The following is an 18,534-nucleotide window of genomic DNA, read 5'->3' as shown; positions in this document are numbered from 1 at the left end:
CAAAATCCGAAGCAACCCTTTATTTACGCTTTATTGACGCGAACTGGAAGGCGGATTCATCAGCCAGTCGTGATCCGGGTCGTTGCGGAACTTCCAGACGCGCTTCGGGCCGGCCATGACGTTCAGGTAGTACACGTCGTAGCCGGGAGGCGCGGAGACGGGGTGATAGCCCTTCGGCACGAGCACCGCTTCGCGGTCGCGCACGACCAGCGTCTCGTCGAGCGTGCGATCGTCGGTGTAGACGCGTTGGACCGCGAAGCCCTGCTCCGGATCGACGCGGAAGTAGTACGTCTCTTCCAGCAGCGATTCGTCCGGCAGCGCGTCTTGGTCGTGCTTGTGCGGCGGGTAGCTCGACCAGTGGCCGCCCGGCGTGAATACCTCCACGACGAGCAGGCTGTCGGCCGGCTCGCTCTCGGGCAGGATGTTGTGGACGAGCCGCGCCATGCTGCCGCTGCCGCGGTGCTCGACGCCGACGCTGTCCGGCCCGATCAGCCGGGCGGGACGACGCCCTTGCCTGTCTTCCGCCGCCTCCGCGCCGGGAGCCAGGCAGACGGCCAGCTCCAGCTCGGTCGCGGCGGTCACCTCATAACGATCCCCGGCGGGAACGTACACCGAATACGGCGGCGTCTTCTCGAATACGTTCATCCGCCCGCCGACGTGCGTCCAGCGCTCCTCTTTCGTTGCGATGTCCGCGCGGCCGGACAACAGCACGAGGCAGGCTTCCTGCCCGAGCGTCTCGCGCTCGAACGACTCTCCCGCCTTCAACCGGTACACCTCGAAGCCGACATACGTCCAGCCCGCCGATTCCGGCGTGATGGACAGCAAGCGGCCGTTCTCGTCCGGTGCCGGGTTCGGCGTCACAATCAGATTCGTCATGGCACAGCCCTCCAATTCAATTCGATTCGGTCATGCTCTTGTTCCCTAGTCGATCTCGCTCAAGCGGACCGGCCGGTTCAGCTCGACGGACCGCTTCGCGGCGTGCGCGATCCGCTCCGCCTGCAGGCCGTCGTTGCCATCGACCGGCAGCGGCAGGCCGCGCACGACGCTGTCCACGAACTGGCGCGTCTCCAGGGCGTACGCTTCGTTGTAGCGCTCGAGGAAGAAGTGCAGCGGCTTGTCGCGCACGATGCCGTTCGCATCGCTGACGACCGTCGTGTTCGGATAGTCGTTGTCCGCGGCGACGCTGCCCGCCGAGCCGAACGCCTCGACGCGCTGGTCGTAGCCGTAGACGGCGCGGCGGCTGTTGTCGATAACCGCGAGCGCGCCGCTCTCGAAGCGCAGCGTCGTGATCGCCGTGTCAATGTCCCCGTGCTCCGCGAACACCGGATCGACGAGCACGGCTCCATGCGCCGACACCTCCGTCACCTCGCTTCCGGACAGGAAGCGAGCCATGTCGAAGTCGTGGATCGCCATGTCCATGAACAGGCCGCCCGACACCTTGATGTAGTCCGGATGCGGAGGATTCGGGTCTCGGGACGTGATTTTCAGCAGATGGGGGTTGCCGATCCGTCCCTCCTGAATCAGCTCGCGCACACGTCGGAAGTTGTGGTCGAAGCGGCGGTTGAACCCGATCTGCAGCTTGACGTTCGCCTTCCGCACGGCTTCGAGCGCCTCCTGGGTGCGGCGATAGTCCATGCTGACCGGCTTCTCGCAGAAAATATGTTTGCCCGCCCCCGCAGCCTGAACGATCAGAGGAACGTGCGTGTCGGTGGAGGAGCAGATGAAGACGGCGTCGATGGCCGGGTCGTTCAGAATGTCGTCGCTATCGGTCGTGACGCGGGCGATGCCGCGCGCCGCCGCCCACTCCCGCAGCTCGTCTGCGGCGAACAGGTCGCTGATCGCGGCCAGCTTGACGTCCGGCAGGCGCAGCAGGTTGTCGGCGTGAATGCGGCCGATCCGCCCGGCGCCGATAATGCCGATTGTTAATTTGCTCATGATGTCGTTCCTCCTGCAATCTGTAGTGGGTTGGCCGCTTACCAGCGTGTCGTGACCATCTTCTTGCGCGTATAGAACTCGACGCCGTCCGTTCCGTTGGCATGCAGATCGCCGTAGAACGACTTCTTCCACCCCGAGAACGGGAAGAATGCCATCGGCGCCGGGACACCGAGGTTGATGCCGAGCATGCCGGCGTCGATCGTCTCGCGGAACTGGCGGACGCTGCCGCCGTCCTTCGTGAACAGGCAGGCGCCGTTGGCGAATTCGGACTCGTTGGCGATGGCAATCGCCTCGTCCAGCGAATTCGCCCGCATGACCGACAGCACCGGCGCGAAAATCTCGTCCTGCCAGATCTTCATCTCGCAGCTTACTTCATCGAACAGCGTCGGGCCGACGAAGTAGCCGCCGCCGCTTGCCGCCGCATCGAGACGGCCGTCCCGCACCAGCTTCGCGCCTTCCCGCTCGCCGGCTTCGATGTAGCCGACCGTGCGCTCCTTTTGCGGCTGGCGAATAACCGGCCCGAGGAAAACATCCTTCTCCATCCCGTTGCCGATCGTGATCGCATCCGCCGCCTGCTTCAGCTTCTCGACGAGCGCGTCGCCGATGTCGCCGACGGCAACGACGACGGAGCACGCCATGCAGCGTTCCCCGGCGGAGCCGAAGGCGGCGCTGACGATCTGGGTGACAGCGGCGTCGAGGTCGGCGTCCGGAAGGACGATCGAGTGGTTCTTCGCGCCGGCGAGCGCCTGCACGCGCTTGCCGTGGGCGGACGCGGTCTTGTACACGTACTCGGCGACCGGCTGCGAGCCGACGAACGAGACGGCGGCGATTCCCGGATGCTCGAGAATGCCGTTCACGACGTCATGCGCGCCGTGCACGATGCTGAGCACGCCTGCCGGCAGCCCGGCTTCGAGGAACAGTTGGGCTAGTCGTTCGGCGAGCAGCGGCGTGCGCTCCGACGGCTTGAGCACGAAGGCGTTGCCGCAGGCGATGGCCAGCGGGAACATCCAGCACGGCACCATCATCGGGAAGTTGAACGGCGTGATGCCCGAGGCGACGCCGATCGGGTAGCGGTACATGCCGGACTCCAGATTCGTGGCGATGTCCGGCAGCTGCTTGCCCATCATGAGCGAAGGCGCGCCCGCCGCGAATTCGACGCACTCGATGCCCCGCAGAACCTCTCCGTGCGCCTCCGTGTAGCTCTTGCCATTTTCCAGGGTGATGAGGGTTGCCAGTTCGTCCCAATGCTCCACCAGAAGCTGCTGATAACGGAAAAGAATCCGGGCGCGGCGGGGAACCGGCGTGCGGCTCCAGGAGGCGAACGCTTCGCGGGCGGCGGCGACGGCCTGGTCGACCTCCTCCTTCGAGGACATCGGGACGTAAGCGAGCACTTCCTCCGTTGCGGGATTGTAGACCGGCTCCGCACGGCCGGAAGCGGAAGGCACCCACTGGCCCCCGATCAGGTTGTTCAGCGTTCTTGGGTTCGTCATAGTTGTAATCTCCTCTCGGTTAGTTGGCGACAATCTCGCCGCGGTTGCAGCGTTCGATGTACTCGCGGACCTGGTCCGCCGTCGGCATGGCGTCGGAGCAGCTATGGCTGGAGATGACGATGCAGGCGGCCGCGCTGCCGAATTCCATGCTCGTCTCGATGGTCCAGCCCTGCGTCAGACCGTACAGGAAGCCCGCCGCGTACGAGTCCCCGGCGCCGAACGTCTTGACGACCTTCGCGGGGAAGCTGCGGGCGCGGTGCGAGGAGCCGATCTTCGTGTAAGCGATGGAGCCCTCCTTGCCGTGCTTGATGATGACAATCTGCGCGGAATGGTCGAACCACTTCGCCGCCGTGATGCGGTCGTCGCGCTCCGGATTCGCCTCGAACCGCTCCATCATGTCGAATTCCTCGCGCGTGCCCAGGATAATGTCGCACTTCTCCGCCGCCAGGTTGTAGTACGCCGCCGTCTCCTCGTCGGAAGCCCATGTGTACGGCCGGTAGTCGAGGTCGAAGGCGATGACGGCCCCGTGCCGCTTCGCGTAGTCGAGCGCCTGGAAGACGGCTTCGCGCGACGGGCTCTTGGCCAGCGCGGTTCCGGAGATGAGCAGCATGGACGCCCCGGCGATGAGCGCCTCCGGCACCTCGCTTGGCGCGAGCAGCAGGTCGGCGACGTTGTCCCGGTACATGAGGATGCTGCAGTCCGACGGGCTTCTGATCTCGGTGAACGCCAGCCCCGTGACCGCCCCGGTCGTGTCGACACCGACGGCCGAAGAGTCGATGCCCTCCTTGTCGAGGTACCGCGCGATGAAGCGGCCCATCTGATCGTTCGCCACCTTGCCGATGAAGCCGGTGCGCAGGCCGAGGCGGGACAGGCCGATGCAGATGTTGGCGGGCGAGCCGCCGACGTACTTCGTGAACGTCATCGTGTCCTCCATGGGACGGTTGATCTCGTTCGCGTTCAGGTCGATGCACAGCCGCCCGATCGCAACGAAGTCCAGAGCCTTGCCGGTTGGGAAAATAATCGGATTCATGAGAGCCGATGCTCCTTTCTCCGCCTGTTCAGGCGTGTTGACGAATGAACTGCAGCGAGCGGAGGGCGTAGTCGTACGGCGGATGTTCGGCGGGGTCCTGCTCGCCCTCGAGCATCGCCCAACCGGCATAGCCGCGGGCGGTCAGTTCGGCGAGAATCGGCGGGAAGTCGATATTCCCGTCGCCCGGCACGGTGAACACGCCCTTGCGGATGCAGGTGACGAAGTCGGCCTGCTCGGCCCGCGCTTCGGCCAGGACAGGCAGGCGAACGTCCTTCAGGTGGACGTAGCCGATCCGGCCGTAATGCTTGCGCAGCAGGGCGAGCGGGTCGGCGCCGCCGTACAGCGCGTGCCCGGTGTCGTACAGCAGCCAGACAAGCGACGGATCGGTCAGCTCCAGCAGCCGATCGATCTCCTCCGGCGATTCGACGACGGTGCCGCCGTGGTGGTGGTACGTCAGCTTCAGGCCGTACTCCTGCGCGATCCGGCCGGCCGCGTTCAGCCCTGCGGCAAGCGACTGCCAGCCGGTCTCGTCCAGCCGGAGGACGACCTTCTCGTGGGGCGTGCGGCGCGGGTCGAAGTGGAGGGAGCCGCCGACCTCCGCCGTGCTGACGACCTCCGCGCCCAGCTCGCTCAGGAAGGCGCAGTGCTCGCGGTAGGCGGCGAGCTCGCGTTCGCGGTATTCCGGCGCGGAGAACAGCACGGACTTCCACTGCGAGACGAGCCGGATGTCGCGGGAGTTCAGCTCCTCGCGGAGCAGCGCGCGGTCCTGCGGGTACTTGCGGCCCATCTCGGTGCCGGTCAGCCCGAGACGGCGGATGTCGTCGAGAATGGTCTGGTACGTCGTATCGGCGCCGTGCTCGCGGACGTCCTCGCCGACCCAGTTGATCGGGTGGATGCCGAGCTTGAAGGTTAAGTTGTCGGACATGGGAATCCCTCCTGTAGGAGTTGCTGTTGTGTGTGATGCCGGGTAATGTCGGCTTGCGAGCGCAGGCGGCTACCGAATGGTCAGCTTGGAGGCGGCTTCGGTCATCGCTTCCTCCCGCTTGCGCGCTTCGTTCACCTTCGGGCTGACGGACACCTCGGGCACGTCGACGCGCCACCACGATTCGTAGTCGCCCGTGTTCGTTCCCGCGAGCACCTTGACCTCGATCAGCGTCGACTTCGTTCCTTCGCGCGCCTTAAGCAGCGCCTCGCGGAGCTCCTCTGCCGTGCGGGCGGTGTACGCGTCGGCGCCAAGGCTGCGCGCATGGGCGGCGAAGTCGATCGGCAGGCTGTCGCCGTCGAGGCGGCCGCTTGCCGGGCTGCGGTAGCGGAACTCGTTGCCGAAGCCGTCGCTGCCGCGGCTGCGCTGCAGGTTGTGGATGCATTGGAAGCCGCTGTTGTCGAGGAGCACGACGGTTATTTTCACCCCTTCCTGCAGGCTGGTGACAAGCTCGGAATGAAGCATCAGGTAGCTGCCGTCGCCGACGAGCGCGTAGACGTTCCGGTCCGGCTCGGCCAGCGCCGCGCCGAAGGCGCCGCTCACCTCGTAGCCCATGCAGGAGAAGCCGTACTCCATGTGGTACGTTCCCGGCTCGGCCGGTCGCCATACGCGGTGCAGGTCGCCCGGCAGGCTGCCGGCAGCGCAGACGATGACGTCCGAAGGGAGCAGCGTCTCGTTCAGCACGCCGAGCGCCCTCGTCTGCGTCAGGCCCGCTGCCGATTCGAGCGCGTAGAGCCGGTCGACCTCGCGGTTCCATTCGTCCTTGAGCGCGGCGATCTCGCCGTCCGCGTAGCCGCTCCAATAGTTTGCTTCGGCAAGGGAGGCGGAGAGGGCGTGAAGCGCTTCGAGCGCATCGCCGACAACGGCTGTGCCTGCCAGCTTGGCCGCGTCCGCCGCGTTCGCGTTCAGGTTGACGAACCGGACGCCGGCGTTGGCGAATGCGGACTTCGAAGCCGTCGTGAAGTCGGAGTAACGGGTGCCGATGCCGATGATGACGTCGGCTTCCCGAGCCGCGCGGTTGGCGGCAAGCGTGCCGGTCGTGCCGACTCCTCCGAGGTTCAGCGGGTGGTTCCAGGGCAGGACGCTTTTGCCGGCTTGGGTCTCCGCGACCGGAATGCCGAAGGCGGAGGCGAACGAAGCCAGCGCTTCCGTCGCGCCGCTATAATGCACGCCGCCCCCGGCGACGATCAGCGGCTTCCGGCCGGACGCGATGGCCTCTGCGGCGCGGCGGACGGCGCCTTCGGCCGGGGGACGCCGGTCGACGATGTGCACCCGCTTGCGGAAGAACGCCTCCGGGTAGTCGAACGCTTCGGTCTGCGTGTCCTGCGGCAGCGCCAGCGTGACCGCTCCGGTGTCGGCCGGATCGGTCAGCACCCGCATCGCTTGCAGCGCCGCGGTCATCAACTGCTCGGGACGGACGATCCGGTCCCAGTAGCGGCTGACCGGGCGGAACGCGTCCGTCGCGGCGACGGTGTAGTCGCCGGGCACCTCGAGCTGCTGCAGCACCGGGTCCGGCTGGCGGCTGGCGAAGTTGTCGCCGGGCAGCAGCAGCAGCGGGATGCGGTTGACGGTCGCGGTCGCGGCGGCCGTCACCATGTTGAGCGCGCCCGGCCCGATGGACGACGTGCAGGCCCAGATCTGGCGGCGGCGCTTCTGCTTCGCGTAGGCGGTGGCGGCGTGGGCCATCCCTTGCTCGTTCTTGCCTTGGACGAAGGCAAGCTCGCCGGGGCTGCGCTCCAGCGCCTCGCCGATGCCGGCGACGTTGCCATGGCCGAAGATGCCCATGACGCCCTTCACGAATTTGGTCTCCTCGCCGTCGATGGAGATGTACTGGTTATCCAGGAACTTCAGCAGCGCTTGCGCCATGGTCAATCGAATCGTGGTCATCGTTCCGTTCCTCTCCTTTGTGGAATCTTCTGCGAAATCCAGTATTCCGGAACCCGGCAAATGAATTAAGCGCTTAACTGCGCGCGGGGGTCCCTGGGGGTGCTATCGTCGTGCAATCTCGTGCTATCGTGATGCTGTCGTCGTGTCAACGTCATGCTATCTTGATGCGGGATGGCAGGCTGCAGCCGTGCCATTGGCATGTGTCTGGCATGCTGTCGTCGTGTCATCATCATGCGGATGACATGGCTTGCAAGAGTATGCGTGTGCCCAGTGCGATTGCGTGCGAGCCCGAGTCCGAATGCTGCGACATAATGTGCGAGTGGTGCGAGACTATCTGCGTTTGCGGCACAATCGTATGTTTTTAGTGTGAGAGCGGCGATCGACGGGAGCGAGACGGCGTGCGGGCGGCGTTCAAGCGAGGTTGAAGCCCTTCTCACGGCCCCTTGGCAGATACAATCGTCGCTCGCCCGCTTCCGCGGCCCGCGCATGGTCGCTTTTATGCGAAAAACCACATTCATTCCGCCCAAAACGGCTCCCGGCAGCAAATGAATGTGAAAAACCGCATATAATCGCCCTCCGGCGCCCGCACATGACCGCTTTTATGCGAAAAACCACATTCATTCCGCCAAAAGCGGCTCCCGGCAGCAAATGAACGTGAAAAACCGCATATAATCACCCTCCGGCGCCCGCGCCCGCCCGTTTTTATGCGACCATCATCGGCTCCGTACGCCTGCCAAGGAATTCTTCAGCAGATGGACCTCGACGCCGGCGAGAATGACGATGCCGATGCCGTGGTTGTCGTTGACGACCGTGCGAAGCTCATGCATGTAGTAGTCCGGAGAGAAGGAGTAGCGCGATCCGCTGCAGACGCCGTGAACGTTGCCTTGGCGATCGATTGCGTTGGAGGCGAGTCCTCGCCAGGCGCGGATTGCCGCGTCCGCGAACGTTCTCTCCTCGGCGTTCCACTCTCCGCCGCCCGGGGCGCCGCCGGAGCGGAACCAGCCGAACCGGACGCCGCGCGCGAAGGAGTAGGCGAACATCGCGGTGCAGGAAGCTTCCTCGTAGGCTTCCGGCTCGTTCAGCACCTGCCGCCACAGGCCGGACTCTCCTTGCAGGGCGAGCACGCCTTCGGCCATCGTGCGGAAGAAGTCGAGCAGCGCTTCGCGGTCGGGATGCTCCTCCGGCAGCTTCTCAAGCAGCTCCGTCAGCGAGAACAGCACCCAGCCGTTGCCGCGGCCCCAAGGAACGCGGGTCGCTCTGCCGTACTTGAAGTCGAAGACGTGGGACATGATGCGCCAGTCTTCCATGAACAAGCAGCGGCGATAGTGCAGGAACTGCCGGGCCGATTCGTCGATCGCTTCCGGCGAGCCGGTGAGCCGCGAGTAACGGGCCAGGAACGGTCCGCTCATGTACAGGTCGTCGGCCCACATCGTATCGTCGAAGTATTCGCCGGGGCTGCGGCGGTAGAAGGCTCCGTCCTCGCGGCGCTCCAGCTTGCGCAGCATGAATTCGGCGATGACGTCGGCGATGCGCCGCGCGGCCCGGTCCGCGGATACGGCATAAGCGTCAAGTCCGAACTCCGCGGCATTGCCCGCCCCTGCGTTCGATCCGCCGTTCGCCGCACCCGTCTCCGACAATCCCGCCTCCGCATTCCCGCCGCTGCCTGCCGCCGAATCGGAGCCGCCGGAGGAGCCGGACAAGGCTTCCAGCATGGCCGAGCCGAACGAGCCGCAGTTGTCGAGCATCCGCATCAGCACGAGCTGCTGGTTGACGGAAGGGAAGCCGTAGGCGTCGCGATCCCACAGGGAATAGTCGTACATTCCCGTGCAACTGCGGATGTGGCTGCGCGCGTATTCGGCCCACTCGGGGCGGTTCAGCGCGCCGGCCGCGCGGAGCAGGCCGTACATCGTGACGCCGAGCGGATAGTCCCAGCGGCCGTAGTTGGTGGCGGCGCCGGTCGTCCACTTGTTGCTTAGCATCGCATTCTCGTAGGTAGGGCGAACCCGGCCGCCGGGGGCGTCCGTTCTCCACGAGGTGCCGCCCCCTTGGAGAAACATCCCCGAAGAGCAGACGGAGGAGGGCTCGAGAGAGACGTCAGGTTCGATCGGTCCGGCGTACAGCCAGGTGCCGTCATAGCCGTGCACCGCCAGCGGGCAGCGGAAGCGAAGCGGTCCGTCCGCCGCGATCGCTTCCAGCTCGAAGCCCCAGCCGTCCGCGCCGGCAGAGGCACGAACGAGGAGGGAGCCGGACGCGCCGACGGCCAGCGGTTCCGTCCGGAAGTTGCCGGCTCCGTCCAGGCGGGCGACGGGCTTGCCGTCCAGCCAGACCGTCGCCGCGCCGCGCGAGCTGCCTTGCAGAACGACGCTTGCCGCCCCAAGCGGCTCGAGCGCCGTCCAGCCGAAGGCGTCCGCCGGCCGGGAAGCCGGGGCGCCGAAGACGCGCTCCAGGTTCGGAAGCGTCGCTTCCCGCTCCGTCCACCGGGTCCTCGGCAGCCAGTCGAGGCCGCTGGCCGCCTCCGGCAGCGAGCTGTCGGGGAAGCGGCCGTTCGCTCCGAAGCGACTCTTCGGAACCGGAGCCGAGACGACCCAGCCCGCGCTTCCGGTCCGGTCTGCGAACGGAGCGAGCACGTTCAGGATGCGAACCTTCGCCTCGTCGGCGCCGAAGCGGCAGCCGAAGCCGGCCGGCGTCCGCCTGACCTCGAGCAGCAGCTCGTTCCAGCCTTGGCGGAACAGCAGCGGCACGACGACGCGGGCATCGGGCTTCATCTCGTCCACGACGCCGGAGCGGTAGAGGAGCTCGCCGTTCAAGTACAGGACGGTCGGGCCGAGCGGCTCGAGCAGGCTGTCGATCGACCGTTCGCCATCGCTCCAGACAAGGGAGAACGCGTAAGCGTAGTGGCCCATCTCCGCCTGCGGCAGACGAGAGCTTAGATCAAGGTCGTACAGCCCTTCGCCGTTCTGCAGGATGCCGTCCGCGCAGAAGCTGCGGGCGGCGAACGGAAGCGGCGGGTTGGCGCCGATGTACCGGTTCGCCAGCAGCTCCAGAATGCGCCGCTCATCCTCGCCGAACGCGGCGCGGGCGCTCTCGCGGGGATCGAAGGATGCGGTCATCGGTCAGCGCCTCCTTGCGTGCCCTCGGGGGACATCCGGATTCGGAACGTGCGATCGAACGGAGTGAGCAGATTAACGACAAGAGCCTGGCAGCCGGAAGGGAGCTCGGCGTTCCGCAGCGACCGGGCCCGATGCTCGAAGGCGGCGCCCGTCAGCTCGAACCCGTCGTCGCCGGAAGAGAAGCGGACGGTGCCGTCCTTCCAGAACTGAGTTCCTTTTACAGCGTTGTCTCTCGTTTCGTTGTTGGCGGTGTTTTCCTCTCCGATGGTCTTAATGGGCTCCAGAACGCCGCCGGAGAACGAGCCGTCCTGGCCGAACAGGAACGACACCTGCGTCACGACCGGCTCGGGAGTCGGGCAATGCAGCCGCAGGGTCCAGCCGTCTTGCTCGCGGATCAGTTCGGCGTCCACGCGATGCTCCTGAAGGTGGGTCGTCTCCCGAAGCTGGTGCGGAAGCAGGTACCACGGACTGACCTCGCCCGAAGCGGAGGCGGGAAGGCTGGCGGTCGGGACCGGGCCGTAGTAGCCCTTCGTCTCCGTTCCGGTCAGCCGATACCCTTCGTCGCCCGCCTCCAAGCGGTTCATCCGCACGAAGCCCGGCTCGAAGTTCGAGCCAATCAGAATGCCGAGCAGATGCGCCGAGCCGCGGCGGAGCGCGAAGAAGGAATTCGTCTCGGCCATGACGGTCAGGCTTGTGCTGCCGCTTCGCTCGCGGGCGACCGGCGCTCCGAATTCGGGATGCAGGCGGCTGTGGTAGATACGGCCTCCGTGCCCGGCGTTCGCCATCTCGGCCAGATACGCCTCGCGAGGGAAGTCGCGGTTGAGCACGACCCGGTACTCCGTCGGCAGAGAGCCGGGCTCGACGGCCTGCTCCCGCCACTCCGGATGGAGCAGGAAGCCGAGCAGGGCGTTGTTGTTGGCCGATCCCGGGTTGTCGAGCGCTTCCCCGGCCAGCTCGGCGAGCGCGGCGAAGAACGGATCGCGGTCGCGGTGCGCAAGCGCTGCGGCGGCGGGCAGATAGCCTTGCAGATCGTGGCGATGGCCGAAGTCCTGCCGCCCGGAGTAGTCGGTGACGACTTCCCCGTCGGGGTGGACGAGGTAAGCCATCATCCGCAGGTTGCGGCGGACCGGTTCGAGCAGCTCCGGCTTGCCGAGCAGGTCGGCGGCATGCAGCAGCATGATGTCGCTGACGCCGTTGTAGATGCCGTTGCTGCGCTCGGTCCACTCGCCGTCCGGCGTAAGGTCCATTCCTTCCGCCAGCCATTGCTCGGCGCGGGCGAGGAAGCCGGGCCGTCCGGTCAGCCGGTACAGGAAGCCGAGGGCGGCCGACAGCACCCAGCGGTGGTTCGGCGTATGGCAGCCTCCGGTCAGCAGCGCCGGAGCGGTCCGCTCCAGGAAGAGGCGGATGCTCGCGATCGCATCCGCGAGCGGCGGCCACGGTTGGCGCTCGAGCAGTTCGAGCGTCTGGGCCAGCCCGACGACGACGAACGCCGTGTCGGGGGGCGAGTGGAGGTTCGTCCAGCCGGGGGAGATCGTCCCGTCGGCGTGCTGCATTCGCAGCATGAACGAGGCGGCCAACTCCAGGCGGCCGAGCAGTTCGTCATCGCGGTAATGCTTCGATTCCGGAGCGGAGAGGGCGCATGCCCAGACCGTCATGATCATCGCGGTTCCCGTGTGGGTCGGCCACGCAATGCCGTTGTCCGGATCGCAGACGCCGCCGCAGAAGCGGCTGCTGTCGTCCGTGTCTTGCCAAGCGATGCCGGCGTCCGTCCAATGGTCGTTGACGGAGATCAGCTTATCGTACAGGTACATGTCCAGTCATCCTCTCTGACTTGCTGACTTGCCAGTGCTGCTTATTCCTCTGCGGAGCGGCGGATGGAAGCGATCTCCCGCTGGATGCGGGCCGGAATCTCTTCCAGCAGCGCGGACCAGGGCACGAACAGCTCCTTCCGCTCGCCGAGCTCATAGGGGAGGAACGAATAAGCGGGCGAGAAGCGGAATCGGGAGCGGATATGCTCCCTGACAAGCCGCTGCGCGTCTTCGTCCGCCATGAGGCGGCGCACCGGGTCGCTGCCGAGCCAGTCGGGGGCGGTCAATCCGTCCCGCCCCGCTTCCGCATCCGTGCACTCGTCCGCGTCCGGCAGCAGCCGGAACAGCAGGGGCAGCGGAGCGAAGGCGTGCTTGCCGGGCTGGGAGTAGATCGTGAGCCGGTCGCCTTCCAGATTGGAGCGGTCCGGCAGCAGCGCCTTCAGGTAACGGCCGTGGAAGCTGGCCTCCGCGTCCGCTACGGTGCCGTCCTTGCGCAGCATCACCCAGACGTGCTCCAGCTCATAGAGATGCTGGATGTCATAGTCCCAATAGATCGCGTATTCCAGCACGCGTTCGATCTCGCGGCCGGAGAGTCGCATCGTCCGCCGGAACGAGGGCGACGCCTCGCCGTCGCGCAGCTCGGAGACGCCGATGCGAACCGGGAAGAACGGCTCGCGCTCGTCGAACATCAGCCGGGGGGCGTAGCGCAGCCAGTCGTCCACCCGAGCCTCTATCCGACCGTCCGCCCGACCCTCGGTCCGGTCGCCTGTTCGAGCATCCTGCCCGACCTCCGCGCCCGTCCGCTCGCTCATCCGCTCATCCTTCCGTTCTCGTGTCCCCGCTTTATTTTCCGCCCATTCGTTCGTGTGTGCGTCCTTCATCGGCTACGCTCCCAGACCGGCCAGCTTCTGCAGCAGCAGGTCATGGCTCGCCTCGATCTCCTCCGGCTTGCAGGCGGCCTTCAGCTCGTACACCTTGACCGGGGCGGCGGCGATGATCGGAAGGAAGCGGTCGAAGTACGCCATGTCGCCGCTGTGCACATACGGGCAATAGTGGTCCGACAGGCCGACCGTCTCGTGAATGTGAATGCCGACGACGCGATCCTTGATGAGCTCGATGTCGGCGGCGTTGTCGTACAGGCCCATCCGCTCCATCATCATGCCGTGCCCGAAGTCGTACCAGAGGCCGACGGGCGCGTCCGGCAGCCGGTCGAAAACCTTGCGAGCCTCGCGCAGAGTCGGCATCTGATAGCAGCGGGAACGGGTCTCGATACCGAGCGAGACGTCCCAGCCCTTGGCGGCGATGCGGTCGCACGCTTCCTCGAGACTGTCGCCGATCCGGCGCAGGTACGTGCCGCTCAGCGCTTCGCGCCGCTCCAGCATCTCTTGCCATCGGCTCCGATAGGCCGGGGAGTCGACGCCGTGCTCGTGATAGATTCCCTTCAGCTCGTGATCGATGTTGTGCTCGAACGGAACCTCACCCGGGTGAACGACGACGGCTTTGGCGCCGTAGCGATGAGCATATTCGGCCGAGCGCACGAGCAGGTCGATGGCCTTGTTGCGGCGCTCCGCATCCTCGAAGCCGAGCAGAACCGAGTCGGTGCCGTAATCGGGATCGGGAACGTGCGGGAACGTGTTGTGAACGCTCGAGACGCCGATCTTCCCGTGTTCGATCATCGGCTCTATCGTCTCCAGCAGCTGTTCGGTCACATTATAGTTAAGCTCGACGTAGCGGAAGCCAAGCTCGCGAATCTCGTCGATCATGCCGCTTCCGATCGGGTGGCGCTTAATGTTCCAGCAGGTCGAGAACGAATACTCTCCTTTGTCCTTGCCCATGACGGTTCTCCTTTGATGGGGATAGATTGTTATTAAGATGAACTAGGGATTTCAGCGAACGCGCCCGTTTCGATGTCCATGCAATGAACGAGAACTGGTGCGACGAGAGCGGACGGCTTGGCGCCCGGGCTTGAATTGTAGTCGGAATTTCGTGCTTATTTGTTTGCTTTAGGCGTGGGTGGCGAGATATAGTCGAAAATTCATGCTTATTTGTTTGTTGCGGAGGCGGGGCGCGAATTGTGATCGAAATTTCGTGTTTATTCGTTTATTTGGGGCGTGGGGCGCGAAATATAGTCGAAATCTCGTGCTTATTCGCTCGATCCGGCCGACGGACCGGCAGGTCCGCCCGAACGAGCCCGGCCCAACAGCCGCAGCCTGACCAGCCATAGCCAACCAGCCGCAGCCAACCAACTTCAACCAGTTTTCAACCAAACCAGCCGCTGCCCAACAAGCCTCCAGCCAACCAACCTCAGCCAACCAACCTCAGCCAACCAACCTCAGCCAACCAGCCGCAGCCAACCAACCTCAGCCAACCAACCTCAGCCAACCCGGACGGACGAAGCCGAGAGGAAGCGGGCGGCTTCCTCTCGTTATCCCTTCACCGCGCCGAGCATGACGCCGTTGACGAAGTACCGCTGCAGCCACGGGTATACGAGCAGGATCGGCACCGTAGCGAAGATGACGCTGGCGGCCTTCAAGCTCTCCGGCTGGAGCAGTTGCGTCCCGTTGGCTCCTTCGAGCTGCATCAGGTCGCTGACCATGTTGTTCTGCACGAGCTGGTACAGCTTGAGCTGGAGCGGGTACAGCTCCGGGCTGGTGATGTACATGAGCGTATCCTGGAAGCCGTTCCACCGTCCAACCGCGTAGAAAAGACTGAGGGTCGCGATAACCGGCATGGACAGAGGAATGATCAGGCTGAACAGCGAGCGGAAGTACGAGCTTCCGTCGATCTCCGCCGATTCCTCCAGGCTGTCCGGGATGTTCTGGATAAACGTGATCAGGATGATCAGATAGAACGGGCTGATCAGGCCGGGCAGCACAAGCGCCCAGATGCTGTCGAGAATGTGCAGATTGCGAACAAGAATGTATTCCGGAATGATGCCGCCGCTGAAGAACATCGTGATGATGATGAAGAACATGACGAACTTGCGGCCCTTCAGCTTCATCTTCGACAGCGGGTAGGCCGCGGCGAGCGACATCGTCATGCAGAACACCGTGAACAGGACGGTGAGCAGAACGGTGAAGCCGAGCGACTTGATCATCGACATATCGGTGATGACCTGCTTGTAGGAGTTCCAGTTAAGCCCGATCGGCAGCAGGCTCACTTCGCCGGAGTTGATGGCGCGGGTCGAGCTGAGCGAGATCGCGATGATGTGCACGAACGGAGCCAGGCACAGCAGGACTAGCAGGAACAGGATGATCATATTGACCGTATCGAACAGACGGCCTCCTTGACGAGCGTTCATGGCTTATGCTCCTTTCCGTAATTCGATAGCTTCCCGGATGCCGCATTCCTCTACAGAATGCTCTGATCCGCCAGCTTCTTGGAGACGTAATTGGACCCGAGGACGAACACGAGGCCGACAACGGCCTGGAACAAGCCGACGACGGTTGCCAATGTATATTGGCCGGACTCCAAGCCGACCCGGTAAACGAACGTACTGAGGACGTCGGAATATTCGCGTACGGTGGTGTTGCCGATAATATACGGACGGTCGAAGCCGATCGAGATCATGTGCCCGATGTTGATGATCAGCAGGGTCACGATGGTCGGCTTAAGGCTTGGAAGCGTGATGCTCCAGATGCGCCGCATGCGGCCGGCTCCGTCCACCTCGGCGGCTTCGAACAGCTCGCGGTTGAGACCGGTCAGCGCAGCCAGGTAGATGATCGTGCCCCAGCCTGCGCTCTGCCATACGCCGATGGCCAGATACGTAATGAGCCAGTAGCTCTTGTTGGTAAGGAACGGAACGGCGTCGAAGCCGAACGAGGTAATGATGTTGTTCAGCATGCCGGATTGCGTGCCGAATACCTGGTAAGCGATACCGCCAATGATGATCCAGGAGATGAAGTGCGGGATGTACAGAATCGTCTGCGACAGCTTGCGGAACCAAGCGGTTCTCAGCTCATAGAGCATAATGGCGATAAAAAGCGGCGCCGGGAACGAGACGATAAGGTCCAGAAGGTTGAGCATCAGCGTATTGCGAAGCGTCTTGTAGAAGTCGCGCATCGCGAACACTTCGCGGAAGGCATCGAAGCCGATCCACTTGCTTCCGTTGATGCCCTGGAAAAAGTTGAAGTCCTTGAACGCGATAATGACGCCGTACATCGGACCGTATTTGAAGATGGCGAAGTAGAGCACGGGCAGGACAAGAAGAGCGTACAACTGCCAATATCTGCGGATATATCGGGTCGCATTCAAAGCGGGGATGCCTCCTTCGGCTAGGGAGTGCGTCTAAGGAGGAACCCGCAAGGGGCTCCTCCCGGACGCGCGGCCCTCGGGCCGGATTATTTTGTCATAGCGGCATAGGCCTGTTGACGCTCTTCAAGAACCGCTTGACCGCCGCTTGCCATGTAATCCTTCAGCATCGCCTCGTAGGTGCTGTCGAACTGATCCGGCTTCGCCATTGTCGTCTTGACAAGCATCTCTTCGAACTTGTCTTGCAGAGTAGTTCCGTACTTCGCTTGGGATTCGATCGGCCGGTCGAAGCGAATCGGCTTGATCGTATCGGAGCGGGAGATCGTCATCGCCTTGCGAGTCTCGTCCTGGTTCGCTTCCGGCATGCCCTTCACGTAAGCTTCGACGTTCAGGTCGGCGCTGCCGAGCGACTTGCCGTTGGAGATGATCGCCATATCGCCTTGATTGTAGAGGCGGTTGCGGAACTCGTCGGACTGATCGGCGATCGTGACCGGAACGCCGTCCTCCAGGGTGTAGTTCTCGCCTTCGACGCCGTTCTGCATCTGGAACAGGTTGTCTCCGGACGCCATCCAGTCGAGGTACTTAATGGCCGCTTCGGCGTTCTTGCTCGCCTTCGGAATCATGAGGTACATGCCGATCGGCGTGTACTCCGGCTTCGCATGCTTGCCTTCCGAGTTCGTGTAGACGTCGACGGCGGAGAGCACGGCAGTCGGATTGTTCGCCCGCAGCGTATCGACGGAGCCGTCCTTATAGAACGGGTTCATGTCGTCTTCGCTGTAGAAGCCGACGAGACCGTTCGCGACGTCTTGGCCGAGCTTCGTTTTGTCCTTGTCGAGGCCGAAGTCAAGGCTCATAAGCCCTTCGTTGTACGCCTTGTTCATGAATTGCAGCGCATCCTTGAAGCCCGGCAGCAGAATCGGGAGATCGCGGGTGCCGCTGGTCAGCGTGTAAAGCTCCTCTTCCGTCGCCGGTTGGATAAACGACCAGATCAGCGGCTCGTATTGGGCCGGAGCGATCGTCATGCCAAGCGGGATGACCTTGCCGCCCGTGTTGCCGGGGTCCTTCTCCTTGAAAGCCTTGAGGACGTTGTACAGCTCGTCGGTCGTCGTCGGAGATCCGAGTCCGAGCTTGTCGAGCCAGTCCGTGCGAATGAAGGAGGAATACTTGCCCAGGTGGGTCCGTCTGGCCGGTACGCCGTATTGCGTGCCTTCGACGACGCCATAGGCCAGAGTGTCTTCCCCAATGAATTCCTTCAGGTTCGGCCCGTATTGATCGAGCAGTTCGCTCAGGTCGGTCAAGCCGCCTTGCTGCGCGTAACGGAAGAAGGTGCTGGAATCATAGGTGAAAACAATATCGGGAACGTCGCTTCCGCTCGCCATCAGAACGTTCAGCTTGTTGACTTCCTCGGAGCGCGGAACCGGCACGAATTCGACCTTGATGTTGTTCGGCGTGCCGAAGTTGTCTTGCACGAACTTCGTCAGATAGTTGTTCGTAATGGACATGCCGTCCGGCGCATTGCCGCGGTCGAACACTTCGACCTTTAACGTGATCGCCTTGCCGGATGGAGCGGCGGAAGCGCTCGACGTGGCGCTTGCGGTGTCGCCGCCGTTGTTATTATTGTTGCCGCAGGCGGACAGCAGTGCCGTGCCGGCGAGCGTAAGCGCCAGCAGCCCGGCTGTCTTCTTGTGCATGCTGTGTTTGTTCAACTTCTTAACCATGCGTTCATCCCCTTTTTCAATTGTGAAAGTGTGAATGCATCCGAACAATCGCCGATTATCCAACATGTTGCCTCGTTCTCTGAATGCGTTTCCAATCAGGCTTGATTCGGAATGTCCCCAGTATGTCACCGTCCCGCCGGAGCGGCAATAAACCAGTTTCGGGAGAGCAAACCGGAGCGGATAAAGCGCGTGGTTAAGCGGTTTTCCTTGTGTGGACAGCACTGTTTTCCCGCAGTAAACCGGATTCCGGATGGGCAGATTCAACGCTGGATTTCCCCGGCATCCTCTTCATGACGGACGTAAGCCTCCGATGCAGGGCGGAG

At 63.8% G+C, this 18,534-nt stretch carries 13 protein-coding genes; all 13 read right to left on the bottom strand.

Annotated elements, in window-relative coordinates:
* Positions 1–30: 30 nt before the first annotated feature.
* Positions 31–876, bottom strand: a complete 846-nt coding sequence (gene iolB, locus E6C55_RS01815; protein WP_136368070.1) for a 5-deoxy-glucuronate isomerase — start codon at positions 874–876, stop codon at positions 31–33.
* A 45-nt stretch (positions 877–921) separates the two neighbouring features.
* Entirely contained in the window at positions 922–1,935 is a 1,014-nt protein-coding gene (gene iolG, locus E6C55_RS01810) for an inositol 2-dehydrogenase (protein WP_136368069.1), read from the bottom strand.
* A gap of 38 nt (positions 1,936–1,973) precedes the next feature.
* Positions 1,974–3,425: a CoA-acylating methylmalonate-semialdehyde dehydrogenase gene (locus tag E6C55_RS01805; RefSeq protein WP_136368068.1), complete on the bottom strand. Its 1,452-nt coding sequence runs from the start codon at positions 3,423–3,425 to the stop codon at positions 1,974–1,976.
* 19 nt (positions 3,426–3,444) lie between these two features.
* Positions 3,445–4,455, bottom strand: coding sequence for a 5-dehydro-2-deoxygluconokinase (gene iolC, locus E6C55_RS01800; protein WP_136368067.1), 1,011 nt, complete (start codon positions 4,453–4,455; stop codon positions 3,445–3,447).
* A 28-nt stretch (positions 4,456–4,483) separates the two neighbouring features.
* Positions 4,484–5,380 carry a myo-inosose-2 dehydratase gene (gene iolE / locus E6C55_RS01795; RefSeq protein ID WP_136368066.1) on the bottom strand — a complete coding sequence of 299 codons (897 nt, stop codon included), beginning with the start codon at positions 5,378–5,380 and terminating at the stop codon, positions 4,484–4,486.
* Between the two features lie 69 nt (positions 5,381–5,449).
* Positions 5,450–7,324 (bottom strand): 3D-(3,5/4)-trihydroxycyclohexane-1,2-dione acylhydrolase (decyclizing), encoded by a 1,875-nt coding sequence (gene iolD / locus E6C55_RS01790; RefSeq protein WP_136368065.1) that lies wholly within the window; start codon positions 7,322–7,324, stop codon positions 5,450–5,452.
* A 713-nt stretch (positions 7,325–8,037) separates the two neighbouring features.
* Complete coding sequence (locus tag E6C55_RS34465) at positions 8,038–10,434, bottom strand: glycoside hydrolase family 88/105 protein (protein WP_230986476.1); 2,397 nt, start codon at positions 10,432–10,434, stop codon at positions 8,038–8,040.
* A complete protein-coding gene (locus E6C55_RS01780) occupies positions 10,431–12,245 on the bottom strand; it encodes a prenyltransferase/squalene oxidase repeat-containing protein (RefSeq protein ID WP_136368064.1) in 1,815 nt (604 codons plus the stop codon). The genes E6C55_RS34465 and E6C55_RS01780 overlap by 4 nt, the downstream gene beginning before the upstream one ends.
* 41 nt (positions 12,246–12,286) lie before the next feature.
* Positions 12,287–13,123 (bottom strand): hypothetical protein, encoded by an 837-nt coding sequence (locus tag E6C55_RS01775; protein WP_230986475.1) that lies wholly within the window; start codon positions 13,121–13,123, stop codon positions 12,287–12,289.
* A 3-nt stretch (positions 13,124–13,126) separates the two neighbouring features.
* Entirely contained in the window at positions 13,127–14,077 is a 951-nt protein-coding gene (locus E6C55_RS01770; RefSeq protein ID WP_136368063.1) for a sugar phosphate isomerase/epimerase family protein, read from the bottom strand.
* Positions 14,078–14,667: 590 nt separating this feature from the next.
* Positions 14,668–15,543 (bottom strand): carbohydrate ABC transporter permease, encoded by an 876-nt coding sequence (locus tag E6C55_RS01765; protein ID WP_136368062.1) that lies wholly within the window; start codon positions 15,541–15,543, stop codon positions 14,668–14,670.
* 50 nt (positions 15,544–15,593) lie between these two features.
* On the bottom strand, positions 15,594–16,496 hold the full coding sequence (locus E6C55_RS01760) for an ABC transporter permease (protein ID WP_136368061.1): 903 nt from the start codon (positions 16,494–16,496) through the stop codon (positions 15,594–15,596).
* 86 nt (positions 16,497–16,582) lie between these two features.
* Complete coding sequence (locus E6C55_RS01755) at positions 16,583–18,211, bottom strand: extracellular solute-binding protein (RefSeq protein ID WP_230986474.1); 1,629 nt, start codon at positions 18,209–18,211, stop codon at positions 16,583–16,585.
* Between the last annotated feature and the right edge of the window lie 323 nt (positions 18,212–18,534).

It is taken from the genome of Cohnella fermenti (genome assembly GCF_004801405.1).
GTDB classification, from domain to species: Bacteria; Bacillota; Bacilli; order Paenibacillales; family Paenibacillaceae; genus Cohnella; species Cohnella fermenti.
The sequence above is the reverse complement of the archived record's forward strand: the minus strand, read 5'-3'. Positions and strand labels throughout refer to the sequence as shown.